General features: G+C 39.9%; 10 protein-coding genes. 1 reads left to right on the top strand and 9 read right to left on the bottom strand.

Translation table 11 applies throughout. The features are described from left to right. Positions 1-34: 34 nt before the first annotated feature. Positions 35-2,362: a YyaL domain-containing protein gene (locus tag B9A18_RS10820; RefSeq protein ID WP_084289304.1), complete on the bottom strand. Its 2,328-nt coding sequence runs from the start codon at positions 2,360-2,362 to the stop codon at positions 35-37. Positions 2,363-2,372: 10 nt separating this feature from the next. Beyond that, positions 2,373-5,033, bottom strand: coding sequence for a hypothetical protein (locus tag B9A18_RS10815; RefSeq protein WP_084289303.1), 2,661 nt, complete (start codon positions 5,031-5,033; stop codon positions 2,373-2,375). Between the two features lie 163 nt (positions 5,034-5,196). On the opposite strand from B9A18_RS10815, the gene B9A18_RS10810 reads away from it, so the two are divergent. Further along, on the top strand, positions 5,197-6,069 hold the full coding sequence (locus tag B9A18_RS10810) for an AraC family transcriptional regulator (protein WP_084289302.1): 873 nt from the start codon (positions 5,197-5,199) through the stop codon (positions 6,067-6,069). Here the strand turns inward: B9A18_RS10810 and B9A18_RS10805 are convergent. The 7 genes from B9A18_RS10805 to B9A18_RS10775 form a co-directional block, all read right to left on the bottom strand. Continuing rightward, positions 6,066-6,488 (bottom strand): L-rhamnose mutarotase, encoded by a 423-nt coding sequence (locus B9A18_RS10805; protein WP_084289301.1) that lies wholly within the window; start codon positions 6,486-6,488, stop codon positions 6,066-6,068. The genes B9A18_RS10810 and B9A18_RS10805 overlap by 4 nt on opposite strands. A gap of 10 nt (positions 6,489-6,498) precedes the next feature. Then, the gene (locus B9A18_RS10800) at positions 6,499-8,058 is read right to left on the bottom strand and encodes a sodium:solute symporter family transporter (RefSeq protein ID WP_084289300.1); all 1,560 of its coding nucleotides are present in this window, start codon (positions 8,056-8,058) and stop codon (positions 6,499-6,501) included. 12 nt (positions 8,059-8,070) lie between these two features. Then, positions 8,071-9,243 carry a mandelate racemase/muconate lactonizing enzyme family protein gene (locus B9A18_RS10795; protein WP_084289299.1) on the bottom strand — a complete coding sequence of 391 codons (1,173 nt, stop codon included), beginning with the start codon at positions 9,241-9,243 and terminating at the stop codon, positions 8,071-8,073. Further along, a complete protein-coding gene (locus B9A18_RS10790; protein WP_159452628.1) occupies positions 9,227-10,138 on the bottom strand; it encodes an aldo/keto reductase in 912 nt (303 codons plus the stop codon). Before B9A18_RS10790 ends, B9A18_RS10795 begins: the two co-directional genes overlap by 17 nt. 128 nt (positions 10,139-10,266) lie before the next feature. Further along, positions 10,267-12,120 carry a glycoside hydrolase family 97 protein gene (locus B9A18_RS10785; RefSeq protein ID WP_200816345.1) on the bottom strand — a complete coding sequence of 618 codons (1,854 nt, stop codon included), beginning with the start codon at positions 12,118-12,120 and terminating at the stop codon, positions 10,267-10,269. Between the two features lie 80 nt (positions 12,121-12,200). Further along, positions 12,201-14,492 carry a hypothetical protein gene (locus B9A18_RS10780; protein WP_200816344.1) on the bottom strand — a complete coding sequence of 764 codons (2,292 nt, stop codon included), beginning with the start codon at positions 14,490-14,492 and terminating at the stop codon, positions 12,201-12,203. Between the two features lie 136 nt (positions 14,493-14,628). Continuing rightward, positions 14,629-16,989, bottom strand: coding sequence for a family 20 glycosylhydrolase (locus tag B9A18_RS10775; RefSeq protein WP_084289296.1), 2,361 nt, complete (start codon positions 16,987-16,989; stop codon positions 14,629-14,631). Positions 16,990-16,996: the final 7 nt, after the last annotated feature.

Below are 16,996 nucleotides of genomic sequence, written 5' to 3'. Positions count from 1 at the left end.
TTCGGATCACTTGGGCGAGGTACCCTCAAAGGTATTAATAAATCCTGCTCAACTTACCAAGCTCCGAAATATGCATACTGATCTCCTCCCCTGCCTTGACATTTACTTTTGGCCATTTCACAAAAGCTGTATATGAAAGGGGATTTTTTGATTTTGCGAAGGTTTCGGCGAAGACAGCAACATCTGCATCAAACCGGGTACTATTTTTAATCCTAACCACAGTACCCTTTTCATCTGACTTCAATATTGTTGCCTCCACATGGTCAAAAACAACAAGCTTATTTCGATCTGTTTGCAGATAAATACCAGGAAGTTCAAGTGCCATCAACATACCATTTGTTTCTGTCCATGAGTTTCTGGTATTGATAAAATTACCTGTACTCGCTCTGCCTTCGGCGTCACTAGGCTGAATTCTTTCCATACTTGATCCTGGCAGATTATTGGTGGTCAGGTGATAAGGTGGAACATTCACTGCCTCGGCATGGGCGTGTTGGATATCACGAATCAAATCTGCGTATAACTTATTCCCGGTAGCCCTGTAAAGTTTGAAAAGATAATCCGCCGACGATGTACAGGCACCTGGAGCTGCATGTTTATTCTGAATGCTAGCCCATACCGCTCCAGCCATCTTCCCTCCAAGCTTTGCAATCTGGCTATTCTGAGGAAAAATAGGGTCATAAGAAATTGTCCAGGTAGCACATAGTGCAGCCTGAACCTCTGCTTTTTCGAGCCATTTCCTATCCTGTGTATAATGATATAAGGCCATCAACGATTCTAAAAAACCGAAAGCCGATTCTGAATTGGCATCCTGAGAAATATCTCCACAGTCGCCACCTGTTAGGCCCTGTGCAAACACATCTCGCTTATAATAATAATCAGCTGCAGCTTCCGCAACCTTTAACCACTCCGGATTTTTAAAATAATCGGCTGCCAGAGCCAAACCTCCAGGTGCTATCGCCCCGGCAGTAGAATTGAAAACAGCAATCTCTCCCGTTTCAGGGACAATATATTGGCCGAATTCCCCATGCTTTTTCCAGGTTGTGGTAAATGCAGCGGCAAGTTTTCTGGCTGCCGTTTCCCATTCCCGATTTATTTCTCCGCCATGCCCCTGAGCCTTAAATAGCATCAGGTGTTTGATCAACCACAATAGGACATCACTATTTTTGCGGACCATTGCCTGAACTGCGGGAAATTGAGGATTAGCCTTTTCCGTCATTATTTCGCCGGTTTCCTTTATGCCTCCATAAAAATAACCGCTTTTACCCTGAAGTTTATCAACTACAAAGTCAAGCTCCTGGGCAACCCTTGTACGCTCTTTAGCATCATTTAAAGCCAGCATTGGATAAGTGTTCATCATTCCGCTTACCCAACCCAACTGAAAATCCCTGTTGTTTTCTGGCTTGTAATAACTCCCCGTAGAAACAGTAATAAAATTATTGCTACAGATTGTAGTGGCAAGGTTTAAATAATGGCTCATAGGCAATTGATTTCGTGGCTGATTTTCACCTGTCAATGACTTACGAACTTTAAAGAACTTAGACAGCAGATCAGGTATATTTTTAGCATCAAAAACAAGCACCCGCATCTTCAAGACTACTTTATCCCCGGCTTTCCAATTTGGAGCAAGATCACCACTTTTATGAAAATCACCGAATCCCGCTGCCAATTTTCTCATTGCAGGAACGTTCAGTGTAAAACTACAACTATCCTGAGCTTTATTTTCTGCTATGGTAAGCCCTGTGTTCCCAACTTCTGTCTGTTGTTCAGTCAATACAATAAAACCTTTTTTTTCTCCGGGTGAGAAAAAACACATGGATGGTGTTGCCGTATTTGTCGTTTGAAGCTCCAGTACTGATGACTGCCCTTTTTCAATGGAAAGTCTTGGTTCATTAGAAATGGTAAGTGGCACCTTTGGATTATAATACATATCAATGGGGTAATCAGGATTATACCCATTGCCTATCGACCTATACCTGTTGCCGTTATAAACTATAGCAGGCACCAGCACATAATTCTCCCGCTTCCAGCCTGCAAAATCGAATGAAACAGCAACAGCGGTCGCCGTCGCTATACCTTGCTTCAGTTCGAAGGCGGCTTGTATATCTACTTCCTCCGAGCCGGTTAAAACTGGCTTTTGGCTAACATTCAATTGCCATAGTCCCTCATCGGTTTTCAACGAACCGCTAGTAAAGTTATTCGTTTTAATCGGCGTCGTTCCATTAAATCGGGTCATACTAACTCGAACATGCCCCTTAAGCTGACCAACAAGCGCCTCAGCGAAACCTAAAGCCCTTGTTTGCGCATTTAAATGAAAACCAGTTAATATAATTAACCAGACCAATCCGGTTTTTAAGTAATTCATTGATAAAAATTTATTTAATTTCCTCACCTTTTCCGATCGTATTCACTACCAGCTCAAGTTTTATCTTTTTATTGCTCTCATTTAGTGCAGCCACGGTAAACTGTGACTGGCCATTTGGCAATATCAGGTTAACATTAGCAAATAGCTCTTCCTGCTTTTTTCTGAACTTATCTGCAATATAAAGCGAATTTCCTTTACATATAATAAACTCCCTGTCAGACAACTTCCGGTCAATCAATAACTGCTTCCCATTTTGAAGGGTAATTTTGATTCCATTTGCCTGTTCACCCTTTTCTGCATATACTCTCACTGCAAATTCAAGTGGCTGGTTGTCAAATTCATTTTTCAATTCATATGATGTACCATTAGTTGTAAACTCCTGATTTCTGAAACGGTTTTCACGCACAGGATACAGGACAAATGACTTCTTGCCCGTTTGCTCTAAATGGAACTTATAATTCAGATCTTTTAGTTTTTCTTTAAGTATTTTGGAAAAATCCATTTCCTCTCTCAGATTTTCCCAGGTACGATAAGCTTTAAATATAGCATCCTTTTCGCTGCAATTTTCTACAGCCCGTTCACTTAAGCCAAGCATGTAAGTTGCATCCCATCCAATGGATTTGGCTTGAAGATTTTCTGCATCATACATGGTCCAATCGCTACCAAGATCGATAATTCCAAAAGTAGCCGGAAGATAACTGCTCTGAAAGACATAACGCATATCCTTTCCTTCAATCCCCCATTTGTTGGATACCGGACTAAACATATGGTCTCCTCCGCCTACATTGCAAACACTCATATAATGCCAACTCCCTTCGCCTATTGCACTACCCATTACCCGAAGGTACTTTCCGCCATTTTTCTTGTAGCTCTCAAAAAGTTTTCCAAAAAACCGCTTGAATGAATACTGTCCATGTCCCTGATAAATACAACTTTCCAAACCATCAAAATCAATATAATCCATTCCACCATCAGTCAGCCACTTTCCATAGTAATCACCGTATACCTCCTGAAGATTCATGTCCGGTGCAAACCCGCGATAACAGTTGGGCTGAAGCTTAACTATAGTCGTCCCTGCTTTAAAAGATCCCCGGGTGGTACCATGAAACCCGCGCTTAACATTCAAAAAGGTATAAGGTTTGGTTGCTGTAATGCCATTATACTCAATAAGTTCCTTTCCAATTTTAAGCACATTGGTGTGGTTTCCTTCCCAACCTCCAAATTCGTTAAAATAAGCGCTGTCCTCAACCGTAATGACGGTATCAACTGCAGAAAGGTCCTTAGTTATGACCGTGCGCTGCATAATAGCCAAACTGTCGTTAGGTACCGGTGAAACATCACTATTATTACCTGGTTGTAGAAACTCACAAAGTGTATGCAACCCCCACCGCAGGTTGTTCTTCTCCATCAAAGCACCATATTCAGGAATGGTCATTTCTGATGCTGACTTGAAATTTATCTTCTTACCATTCCATCTGTTTGCACGGTTTGGATAATATTCGCCCCAACCTTCGTCCTGAATCGATTTCAGGCCCAGGCGATGCGCATAAGTAATCAGACTATCGTGAACACCTCTCCAGGCTATATCTGGGCGATAACTCTTTGGATCCTTGATCCATTTGCCATCTATTTCCGGATGTGGTAAGCCTTCCTTTAGGACTATTTCCTCTATCGTTTTCAAACCTAGTGAATCCGGACAGGCATATAACGCCATTGCTGAGCCTATGAATCCCGCATCTGTTGGAAGCACTAACTGATAGCGCGCGGAGTTCGCTTTTCCATCCAAATTATCCGGAAGTACAGGAAAACGTATCATTTGCTCTTTTCTTCTGTCCCTGGAATGCATACAGATAACTGAACCAAATGCAGGTTCGAGCGTTGCCCCATTCCCATAGTTCATTCTAAAATACTCCTCAGGCCGTGAATAAAATGCGACATCATTTATGCCATCACCACCAATGGTAAAGGTTTGTCCTTCTTTAAGGTGTGGAGGGAGCGGATATTTTACAGGATCAGGTGAATGAATGAAATAATACATGAAAGACATATCTCCACCCGTAGGAGGTCCCCCTGTAGTGTTATCATTTAAGCCCAGCATGCCTATGGCAAAATCGTCATCTCTAACCACTCCAAGGACATCTCCAATAGTCTTCGAGATATTTGTTTTATACGGCCCCCAGATGATGTTGTCAATAGCTTTCTCCTTTGAGAGCGACAACAACTGAAACCTGAAATACTCCTTTTTCTGCTCAACCTTTACTTTCGCAATCGAACCATTTGTATAATTCAGCACGATCAGCTTCTGTTTCTGGTCATAAACGGCTTTTACCGGATAAATCACAGTTTTATCATTTGAAAGACTCATCAGCGGAGAAGAATAACCTTTGGGATGATATTCCTTATTGGTTTTAAGATCCTTAATCGACTGAATAAAACCTTTTCCATCAATGCTAATTGTGGAATATCGTGTTTTAAGCTGGATGGTTTGTGCCTTAGCAGTAACCAGGGAGCTAAATAATATAATCAGGATCTTAGTGATCCTGATTAACTGGTTAGAACAGTGGTTCATATTGTGGTGTGTGTGCGAATTTGAAATGTATTTCAAATTAACTGAATCCTGAGGTACTTTACCTCCTTTAAATTGCTCAATATCGATGCTTTTTTTGCCCAAAATTCACAGCAATCTTTATTTAAGCTCCATAACCGGTATTTTTTTGACTTTTTACTGTACATTTTTTGTTGTGAAAAAACACGTAAGCTACAAGCTTTGATTTTTTTTTTTAACTTTAGTAAAGCTTAACCAGCAAAACACCACACACAAACGACCAAATAGAATGCAATTCATATACGAGAACTTTACTTTCCCCCCTGAAGAATCCTTCACTGTAAGATCTGAAATTCTTGAAATTAAGAAATATACATCATTGAAATCTCATTTCAATTTTGAGATTGCATTGTTGGAAAACTGCAAGGGAAAACGTTTTGTGGGTGATCACATTGAAGACTTCGAGGGGACTGAACTGGTTCTTTTAGGAAGCTATCTTCCACATTGCTGGCAGTATTACGGCACGGTACAAAACGATCTTGATCCAGAGGCAATTGTTGTCCATTTCTTTCCTGATTTCCTTGGCAAAGAATTATTAGAGAAACCTGAAACCCTTGCCTTAAAACAACTCTTTACTGATGCCTCCATGGGCATTTTATTCACCGGCGACACTGTAATACAGGCAAGAGAAATCCTAAAGGAAATGCTTCATAAGACAGGCCTTTATCGTGCCTCACTCATGCTTCAGTTGCTGGATTTACTTGCGCATTCCGTGTCATCCAGGAAGCTTTCCTCCTTATCCTACAACGTTTTTGAGAGCTCAACTGAGGCTAAAAAAATCAACCGGGTATTTGACTATATCTTCAAGAATTTCAGGGAAGACATTTCTCTGAATGATGTGGCCGAAATTATACCGATGTCTACAGCCGCCTTCTGCAGATTTTTCAAATTAAAAACCAATCGGACGCTTGTAGATTTTATTAAAGAGATCAGAATAGGACATGCTGCAAAACTACTGATGGAAGGCAAACACAATGTAACGGAAACCTGTTATATGAGCGGTTATAATAACATCTCAAATTTTAATAAACATTTTAAAGAAGTTAAAGGACTTTCACCTCGCGATTTCACCAAACAATATAGGAGCGTCTTTCAGGACTAGTTCAAATATTCGTAAAACAACTCAGTTTCGACCCATTTTTGATCGGGGGCTGTACCATTAACACCTACTTGATACGCTCCCATTAACTTGTTCCATTCCTTACATTTTGGGCTGTAAGACTCTGACAATTTGCCCAATTGATCAAGATCAGCACCTTTGTCTACCAAAATTCGCATCACCACAAGATGATCAAAACGATAAAGAGAAATCTGTTTATAACCAGCCTTTTTAAACCCTGCTTCAACCTCAGGCCATACCTTTTTATGGTAGTTGAGATACTCCTGTAATTTCTGTTCGCCAGGAGCAATATTGACCACAAAAACATGCTCGTTATATTTATTTACAACTAAGGGTTGCTCAGATGTCCCGCATGAAGCAAAACAAACACACAATAAAAACAATTTTAAAATCTTGATCATATTTTATTTTTTAATTAAAAAACACATATAAAAGCACCATAATTACAGCAAGCAATCCCCAGACTACCCGCAAATTCTTATTTTTATGAAGTCTCAGTTCACTAAGAATCATTGTCCTATCAGTAAGCTTATCTTCTTTCTTAGCAGAAAACAAAGTGATTAAAACGATTACAATCCCCAAAAAAAGAAAAAGATAAAATGAAAGCATTAGAAAATGAGGCCAAAAACCTTCATATGGATAATTGAAAACATTGCATGCCCCAATTATTGTACAAAGCGTTCCTCCACCATACAGTACACTCTCCACTGATATTGCATTTATTCTTTTCCAACTAATACCGGCCAAAAAGACTACCGACAGCGGGGGGGCAAAAATCGAAACCAAGCCTTGTGTAAGTTCAAAGAAATTCTTGCCTGAATTCGCAAAACCAATCGCAACAAGCACACCAAATACTGCAGCTCCTACGGTAATCCATTTCCCCATACGAATCTGTTGCGCTTTATCCTGTTCCTTGAATAAAGGAACCAGATCCAAAGTAAAAACAGTGCAAAAAGAATTAAGGCTCGAAGAAACCGTATCAATTAGTGCAGCAATTAATGCCGCAACGGCAAGACCAAGAAGCCCGTGGGGCATAAGTTTAGTGACCATAACGATATAGGCATTGTCGGCACGTGCACTTTCCCGAAACAGTACATAACACATAATTCCAGGAATAATGAAAATAACAGGCATAATGATCTTGAGTACAGCGATAAACACCGTTCCATATTGCCCTTGTTTAAGATCCTGAGCTGCCAGCACCTTTTGAACAATGGTTTGATCTGCACACCAGTAGTATATAGCCGCTACAGGATAGCCAAGCACAATGGCTATCCAACTATATTCAACATTGTCTGAAGGCAGAAAAAGCTTCCAATAATTTTTAGGTGTCTTCGCAATAAATGCATCCAAGCCACCGATTTCTTTTAATCCAAGAAATACCAGAAAAACTGACGAAACGATAATAATAAGGGACTGAAATATACTCGTTCGAACGACAGCTTTTAAACCACCCGTAGCTGTAAAACTTGTGGCAATTGCTGCAATAATAATTATCGGCAGATAAATTGAGACGCCGAAAATTGAAGAAATCAGCAATCCTCCTGCATAAAGTGCACTTCCAAGCCAAACCACTAACACTGAAACCAGGCTGTAGGCAATAAGGAAGGTATATGATCTTTTGCCGAAACGGATTAGCAAAAATTGCGGGATCGTACTAATTCCAGATTTAAGATAATAGGGGAGAAAAATTACCGAAAGCATTAAAAGGAATATCCAGGCCAACCATTCAAAGTTCGCTCCAACCATCCCATGGCTAAAGCCTATACCTGCAAAGCCTATGAGCATCATTGGTCCGGCGTTGGCACTAAACATCGAGAATCCGATTTGCCACCACTTCAGACTTCTTCCACCGAGAAATATATCTTCTCCGGCTGGTCCTTTTTTATTCATAAAAAAACCGATAATGAGCAACACCAGGATGTATGTTCCCAGTACTATATAATCGAAGTAGTCAAAAGATATATCCAAATTATTTTCATTTTACATAGATACAATAGGCTTGTATCTAGGCACATCCGCTTGTTCCCATTTGAATTCCCTGATTATCCTATTCTCCCGATAGCAGTTATCCCAATCAATTCGAACTGGTATGCCTGCAATATCTGGAAATATAAACTTTCCATTCCGCCAAGATGGATATACGAGAAAATATTTCTCCAGTCCGTACATGATGGAATATAGGTATTCTATCATCCCAACCCCATTGGATGCTGCCATTAGGAACGCTGAATATAGAGAATATCCACCAGAAGAAAAATCTAATTTCTTATTTATAGAAAGATCTCTGACTTCCAGCCATTCTTTTATCCCCCCGATTTGCGTAGGAACAGGTTGCAGATGTCTAACGCCGCAGTTCACCAGTGTGGGAAAAATCTTTGATGTCCGTTCAGACTCCCCATATGCAACAGTCACCTTTGTCGCCTTACATAGGGTTTCAATCAGATCATAAGCTGCCGAATGTATAGGCTCCTCAATCCAAGATAAATTGTCCTCCCCAACGGCATCTATAAAATTGAATACATCCGTACAGTTCCAAACCTGATTAGCATCCACGGCCAGTCTAACCCCATTACCAAGGAGATTTTTCACAAATTTCACTCTTGTGATATCCTCTTTCATATTTTTCCCAAAATCCTTCCCTATTTTCATTTTGTAACAGTCCACTCCTGCTTCAAGAAAAAAATTCACTTCCTGTTCCAATTGAGCAAAGGAATAATTCGTCCCCCCCCCACTTCCGTACATCTTTACCTCGTTTTCAACTGCGCCCATATATTGATGCAAAGGAATCCCCTTCCTTCTCGCAGCAAGATCATATAAAGCCATATCCAGCTGTCCCAAAAGGGCTGAAGCGGCACCTTTAAAGCCTTCGTTCCTGATAGACCAGTATAGCAATGGAAAGAATTCCCGATAAGGGACATTTTGACTATGAAAAAGTATTGGAAACAAACAGGTTTCCAGAATATTCAGATAGCTATTATAAACAGGTGATTCCCCGATATTTCCATCATTATCTTCAAGGGTAATAATAGAGATACCAAAATGTGGGAAGGGGCCCATTGTTGCATCCTGAAAAGGTATAACCGCTGCTACCTGCTCAAGAATGCGGATTTTGATCCTTTTGATATTGAAAATTTCATTATCTATCTGATTCATCTAATACATTTTTGTTAATTTGAACAATCTCATTATATATGGCTTTGGGCAGAGGCCCCAGATTTAAAGAATTGAAGAGGTCACGAAATTCAGTTCTATTGCTGGGTCCGGTAACGATTTTAAAATCATAAGGAATGTTCAGCAGAAACCTGTAGGAAAGCTCGCTGAGTGGAATGCCATATTTTAGTGCAACAGCATGAATTCGAATCGCACTGTTAACCTGTTCTTTGGCTAACCATTCGGGGGGAGTATTAGTAAAAGCGGAATAACTGACACCTAATAATCCCATATTCAGTGGACTCGCTGCGTAGTAGGTAGTTTTGCTTTGGTTACAAAATGGCAGCATGGTGTCTAAACTTTCAGTATTACTGGCATTCAACTTGTTAAACTCCATTACAACATCAAAAACACCTGCTTGCAAATAAGGCAGAAACCCCTCCGGCGCATTACCACCCAGGCCAATATATCTCGAATACCCATTTCGCTTCAACTCAATCAAATTATTCACTACAGACTCGAATTCCGCTTCGGGCACATGCAAAGGATCGTGTAGCAATAGTAAATCAACCTCCGTTCTTCCGAGTATCTTAAGGCTTGATTCAATACTACGCTTCATTCCCTTTGCCGAAAAATCATAATGTTGACCTTCAACCCCGAAAGACTTAAGTCGCCCTACCTTAGTACTTAAGAATGGTTTTCTGCCAGACCATTGCTTAAGGGCAAGACCTAACAGTTCTTCTGCATTTCCATAAGCTGGAGCTGTATCGATATGGTTTACCCCACACTCCATTGCATCAATAATCGTCTTAATCGACTCCTGCTGGTCAACCTTACCCCAAACACCACCCAACCCAGCGGTTCCCAATACCATTCTATCCAAGAAATCCGTTTTCATTAAATTATCATTTAACTTATTGGTCATGGCACTATTAACGGTTATTATCATTTTTCTTATTTCCTCGGACCATCAAGTTTCAATATTTAAATGGAAAATTACAACCGTTAAATTGACTATTATAAATGTTATTTTGCTTCTAATAAAACACAAGCCCCACCCCCAGGTGCCAGTTCAACATCAATAAACTGCTTATGTGTAAGGTTCGTGTTTACAGTTACATATTCTTCTTTATTTGACAAATAGCTAGCATTTTTCCCATCCTTTATGATCAATGCCTTATACATTCCTGGCTCCAAAAAGCTCAAAGGAATCCGCAACACTCTAGCGCTTTCATTCGTTGCTGCACCAATTAGCCATTTTCCTGTCGATGCCTTACGAGCCATTACAATGTATTCCCCAATTTCACCACTCAATGTTTTACTTTCCTTCCATGGCATTTTTTCAGCCGTAATGAACTTGAATAGTTCAGGATGTTTGTTATAATATTCGGGAATGTCAGGTATAATAGTAGCACCCGAAAAGGTAATCAACGTTCGTGCTGCTTCAGCAACAATGGTAGAAGGAACCGGATGACCATAATCCACCCGGCCTTTTTGTTCCATATCAAACACCCCATTATTCATATCTAATGGCCCGGCAAGCATATTCACAAACACCGTTGTCACAAATGTTTTTGGATCAAATACATGATGGCCGTCTAACTGAGCGAAACAAAATTCACGGGTGACCGCATTGGGCCATGTACGCATTTGTCCGTAAGGATGAACCGGATCATCATGATAGTCTACCATTAAATGGTTTTGGGCGCATAATTTCGTGATCAGCCTGGTTCTTATGTTCTTTTCCTCGAAACTACCGCTCATAAATCCGTATTTAATACCTACCGCTCCCCAGTCGCCATACTGTTTTATAATCGCTTCGATCGGAAATGCTTTTCCTCCTACATCATTAAGGTATAACCAGACCCCTACTCCCCTTTCTTTACCATATTTGATCAGTTCCTTTACATCAGCTGCTTTCCCTCCCTTTAAAGGATCTGAATCTTTATTAAATTCCGCACCATACCAGTTGGCATCTAATACCAATGAAGGAATTTTGTTGGCACCAGCAAAATCTATCATTCTTTTCCATGATGGGAGCGACATCTGATACTTAAATCCATTAACTTCTGCCCCATTAATTCTCCAATCCCAAAGTGCCACCCCGGGTTTAACCCAGGAAAAATCATATCCTGACTCCGGTTCAGGGTTTAACAATTCCAGCAAATGAGAATCAACCAGTTGTCCAGGTGTTCTACCATACATAATTACCCGCCAGGCTTTTGCTCTTTTGGAAGGAACCTGAAACGAAGCACTTCCAGCTACCGGCTGCAACAACAACTGCTCCCCACTTTCCAAATTAGCCTCATGAATAGCCATAAATTGATTTTCAGCAGCTTTAATGGTTACAACAGGCCTCCGTAGACCTTTGGCATCCTGCAATTTTTCGGGACCGATATTGTGGTTTTCTCCATTATAATACCAAGCGGTATAATTTCCGGCAAAATTAAATTCCGTCAATTCAGATGGAGAGTGTCCGTCTTCATATCTAAAAGCAATTCCATCATTATAAGCCCTGACTTTTATGGTATAAATATCCGATACAATCGCTATTTCTCTGTAAGTATCGTTAACCAAACTTCTTTTACCCCAAACTGGTCGCCAAACTTTTTTAACCGACTTCGGCTGTTTGAATTCAAATACCGGAGCTTTTGGAACATTTAATCCAATACGTGAAGGTTTCAACAAAAGTTTACCATCTGCTATTAAGGAATAACACATACTCCCATCGGAACCAGAAGTAAACACAACTTGTAACTTACCATCAGGCGATTTGAGCTCAGCCAATTTCCCCGGGACTTTGGAAAAGGAAATGTTAGCAATCAGCGTAAACATCATTAAAAAAAAGAAAGGTTTCCCAATTACTTTAAAAGTCTTCATTATATTATTTATTGGCGATTAAAACTATCTATTCCATGAGCTACAATTGAAACTTCTCTCTTAAAGAGATAGCAAAGAGATTAATACCCTTTAGCCCTTTTTAAAACTACAGGGTTGGTTTTTGCACCATTAATTTTCTGGTATAAAGTCCAGCTATTGTTATCTATTTTTTGTAAAGTCCAGTCTTTCTTAGGATCTTCCAATTGCTTCTTAAGTAAACGTGGAAATGCATTCGCTGCCCTGGCATCTTCCCAGGTCCTGATGACATCAAAAATTGCATCCTTTTGAGGACAACTTTCAACATCCTTCTGATTTAAAGTCATACTGTATGTTGATCCCACCCCAACAGAAATAGCCTGAATATGCTCATATTGTTCAACTGTTGAATTGGCTTTGATCGGAAAGTTTCCACCCATACCCACTGGAAAATAATTAGAATAAGTTACATCTTTAAGGTCTTTACCCTGACTCGTACTGCTGCCCCACTCTCTGGTGTCTGCATCGTATAGGTTTTTCCCTCCACCAACATTCCAGATACTTTGATAATGCCATGAGCCTTCGGATAAAGTAGCACCCGTAAAACGAATATGAGGAATACCATTCTTTGCTGCCCTTTCGAACATTTTACGGAAAAACCGCTTTGTTGAGTAATAGCCATGTCCATTGTTAAACAAAAATTCTTGCCCATCAAAATCGTAATATCCCAATCCATTGATGGAACAAACATCGGCATAGTGTTCAGCAATTTTATCCTGCAATTCCATATTTGGAATTACCCCATCATATCCGTAATTTATAGTTACCTGAAGCTTCAAAACATCATCCTTAGCTTTATGGCTTGATGGTGTAGTATTCCAATATCCACGCTTTACTTTTAAAAGTCTGTAGGGTTTTGTATCAGAAATGCCCATGTAATGAATCAGTTCTTTTCCTATTTTAACCATATTCAGGCTTTTAACATGCCCTTGCCAGCTTCCAATTTCCTCAAGATGCTTAGGATCGTCTACGATAATAATGGTATCGGTTGAACTGAGGTTATTCATCAATACCCGTTTTTGCTGGTAACAAAGACTGTCGCTTGGAATTGGACTTGCATCTTTGGTTCCAGGAGCCAAAGCATTGGTAATTGGCGTCCTTCCAATTGTGATTCCATACTTTGCAGCCATTTCTGAAAACTCCTTATGCGATTTATTTCCGGATGTTAACTTCAAGGGTTTTTTCTCAAAATTCGGTCCATCTAAATAACCATTATTGCCGCGATTAGCCTTTAAAAATCCCTGATCATATAAACTTATTGCCTTAAAACCCATTCTGGAAGCATAGGAGATCACATTATCGTACAATCCTCCTGCAGTAAGCGCATCCGGCACATAGGCGGCTGGATCTTTCACCCATTTACCATTAATTGTAGGATATGGCAATCCTTCTTTCAACACAACAGTCTGAATGACATCCATCAATGCTGTGCTGTCCGGGCTTCCCCATAAGGCAACCGACGATCCTATATAATCTACACCTGGCAATGGCTGGACCTCAATGTGGTTTGGCGTATTTGCAGACATATGCGGTATTAACGAATAATAGACTTCTCTTTTAAATGTCCTGTCTCTTGAATGATAGTTGATGGAGATTCTTCCTTTATTATCAACCATAGCGGTATTCCCGTATAATATTCTGTAATAAGGTTCTTTATGCGCGTAAAAAGCTACATCACTAATTCCATCACCACCAAGTGAAAAAACCTGTCCTTCATGCAAGTTATTGGGTAAAGGAAAACGCGCTGCATCCGGCGTATGGATAACATATTGAAAAGGAGCTGCATCAGCTACGGTCTCAGATGTTCCACCAAGTGTATTGTCGTCAAGGGCAAGCATGCCAATGGCGTAGTTATGAACTTCGCTCGTGTCACGTGCCACACCAATAATTTCACCGAACAAATTGGTAATATTCGTATGGAGTGTACCCCATTGAACACCATCAACTCCATTGCGTGGGCTAAGCGATTGCAAGGTTAATTTAAAATATTTTTCTTTAGCCAAAAGCAAGATTTTAGCACGAGAACCGTTTGGATAGTTTAGTGTGATAGATTGGTTACTCTTGTTATAGATCGCCTTGATTGGTTTATAATAAACATTTTTCTTGCTATCATAAACACTCATTAACGGAGAAGGTTTATCAGCAGGGCTAAATTCCCGATTGGGGGCAACCGTGATATTTTTCATACTGGTAATAAATCCTTTATTGTTAATATGGATTTTAAAGTAATCCGTACTAAAATTCCATTGCGCTTTGGCAGAGAAATTAAATGCTACGAATAACATCAGTAGCATTATTTTAACATTCATGCGTTTTCTTACATCGATTAAATTCATCTGGTTTTGGTTTCTTGTGGTTTTGGTTTCTTGTGGTTAACAAATTCAAATCTATTGGTTTTCTACTCCCCAAATTGATGCTAATTTGACCGTTATCGACATTTTATTGCTCTGAATAACTCAACCACCATACATTCTAAATTTTATTTAAATCAGCAATATCTGATTCATTCAAACGCTTGTTATAAACCTTAAGATCCGAAATCATGCCGAAAAAGCCATTTTTTGTATCTCCTATATGGTGTAAAGGGAACACCAGGGTTTGCATTCGACTAATTTTACCATCTGTAGTTTCAAAGCTTAACTTTTTGCCCTCCATTCTCTGAACCAGTGCTCCATCAACGTATAACCATGTACCTTTTTCATTTCCTGTGAGCATAATCTTATAGCTCTTATCTGCGGCAAATACAAATTCAAAAAGATCAGTATAATTCTCACGACTAAAGCCCATTCTCAATCCATCGTTTTGTTGCATAAATACCTTTGCATTTTCCGATTTAAAAAGAATTGCATCCCCTTTATTTCCTTGTGCAGGCTTCAAAGTAAACGAAACAGAATATGGATAGCCGATTTCTTTAAGTGGCAATTCAATGGATTTATTTCCGTTTAGGTTACCTCCCTTAGCAGTCAGATCATCCTTTAAAACCAGGCCATCTGCAGTAGGCGAGTCAACAGTACCACGCATATTAAGTCCCGGTCCTTCGCCTATATTCACTTTATTTTTAGCGAAAGCATCCCAATTAGACTGATCAGTTTTTCCGGTCCACATCTTTTCCGCAAGTACCTGCATTGCCGGAAAAACCCTCTGATGCACATCTTTCATCGTGATTCCATTTCCCACATGGTCATTCCATACCGCAAACATTCCTCCTCTTATTTTAGGATGCCCCATCAGAAATACTTCTTTACCGATCTGGTTAGGCTCCCAGCTTTCGTATAAGCGCTTAACATTTAAAAAGTCATAATAATAGCCCGCAGCCGGAACAATATACAACAATCCGTCTGGTGTACTGATCTGATCGTATCCTAAACGTACCATTTCTTTCGGATCCGCATAACCGTTGTACCAGGCATTCATGGTCACCCCTGAAGAGGTTACCGGCGTATTGCCCTGTGCATGTGTTAATGCACCCCATAAGCGTACTTTCTTACCAAATCCCTGTACAAAGCGAATATAATGGTCGGTAAATTTCCTAAAACCTTCTGCCTCCTTTTTTGCATACTCATCAGTTCCAATATGCACCTCAGGATCAACAAAAACAGGATCCTTTCCTGCTATATACTCTTTAAAAACATTATCTATAACCTCATAAGTTTTAGGGTTATTGATATCCAGGTGATCCATTCCATAAGCCTTACTTCCGATCTCAGGAAACACCTTGGTAAAGGCAAGCGAATGGGCAGGCACATCAATCTCTGGAATAACACGCATACCATACAATTGAGCTGTTTTCTGTAATTCTTTAAATTCAGCTTTAGTATAATGTCCATCTTTAGCTGTCAACTCCGGATAAGTACTGCTTTCCAATCTGAATGCGGAGTAAGTTTTATTCCAATCATTTCCAAAAAACTGCTTAAAACCATTGTCGTTCAAGTGAATGTGAAAGTCGCCCATTTTATAGTAGGCCATCATTTTCACATAATGCTTTAGGAAATCAAGCGTAAAGAACTTACGTGCAACATCCAGTACCAGGCCTCTTACTTCAAATTTCGGATAATCGTGAGTCTTGCCTTTAACAATACGACTATGTGCCGGATCTTGTTCCAATAGCTGCAAAACAGTCCTTGTGCCCCAAAAAGCACCTTTATAATAAGCTGCACTAATGTTTACCGTCTGATCTATATTCATCACATAGCCTTCCTCTCCGAAGTTTTTCAGCGTAGGATCAATACTCAGTACAATGTCCCCTGGCTTTGCTTTACCCGTGGCAATAGTCAGAGCCGAATGACCTGTTAATTCCTTAAGCTCATTCAAAAAGATGTCAGCTGCAGGAGCTAAAAGCTTTTTGGCTTCAGGACTCACAATGATTCTGCTGTTAGCTGATAATTTAAAACTACCATTTCCGCCATTCCATTCCTGCAAGGAAGGAATTACAAAAGGCTGCTTATTTACGCCCGACTGCGGACGAAACTGCCCCGTTACTTTAATCGCATGAGGAAATTCATAAGCACGGCTATTCGTTTTGTTTTTTAACTTGAATACCAATTGAACTTCGCAGTCGGTTAAGGGCTGATACACCTTTCCATCCACATCAATAACTGGCTTTTTACTTGAACCATAAAGCGAAAGCTCATAGCCAGAACCAACCTTGGGGAGGTTTAATCGCTTTGTACCCTGACCTATTTTATCAGGAAATGTTAAGCCAGAAATGATCGCTTTAAAAGCTACTGAATCAGCATTATTTAGCTTCTCTTCCTGTGCAAAAACTCCTGTCGCAATGAATAATATACCGACAATAGTTGTACTTACTTTTTTAAAAAAAACAAAAGACATCATATTTATA

It is taken from the genome of Pedobacter nyackensis (assembly GCF_900176505.1).
GTDB classification, from domain to species: Bacteria; Bacteroidota; Bacteroidia; order Sphingobacteriales; family Sphingobacteriaceae; genus Pedobacter; species Pedobacter nyackensis.
This window is presented reverse-complemented; position numbering and strand designations above follow the sequence as displayed.

Bases quoted from the DNA above. Each gene is read 5' to 3' on its own strand.
- B9A18_RS10780 (WP_200816344.1), bottom strand. From the start codon at position 14,492: ATGAATTTAATCGATGTAAGAAAACGCATGAATGTTAAAATAATGCTA.
- B9A18_RS10790 (WP_159452628.1), bottom strand. From the start codon at position 10,138: ATGAAAACGGATTTCTTGGATAGAATGGTATTGGGAACCGCTGGGTTG.
- B9A18_RS10785 (WP_200816345.1), bottom strand. From the start codon at position 12,120: ATGAAGACTTTTAAAGTAATTGGGAAACCTTTCTTTTTTTTAATGATG.
- B9A18_RS10795 (WP_084289299.1), bottom strand. From the start codon at position 9,243: ATGAATCAGATAGATAATGAAATTTTCAATATCAAAAGGATCAAAATC.
- B9A18_RS10805 (WP_084289301.1), bottom strand. From the start codon at position 6,488: ATGATCAAGATTTTAAAATTGTTTTTATTGTGTGTTTGTTTTGCTTCA.
- B9A18_RS10810 (WP_084289302.1), top strand. From the start codon at position 5,197: ATGCAATTCATATACGAGAACTTTACTTTCCCCCCTGAAGAATCCTTC.
- B9A18_RS10775 (WP_084289296.1), bottom strand. From the start codon at position 16,989: ATGATGTCTTTTGTTTTTTTTAAAAAAGTAAGTACAACTATTGTCGGT.
- B9A18_RS10820 (WP_084289304.1), bottom strand. From the start codon at position 2,362: ATGAATTACTTAAAAACCGGATTGGTCTGGTTAATTATATTAACTGGT.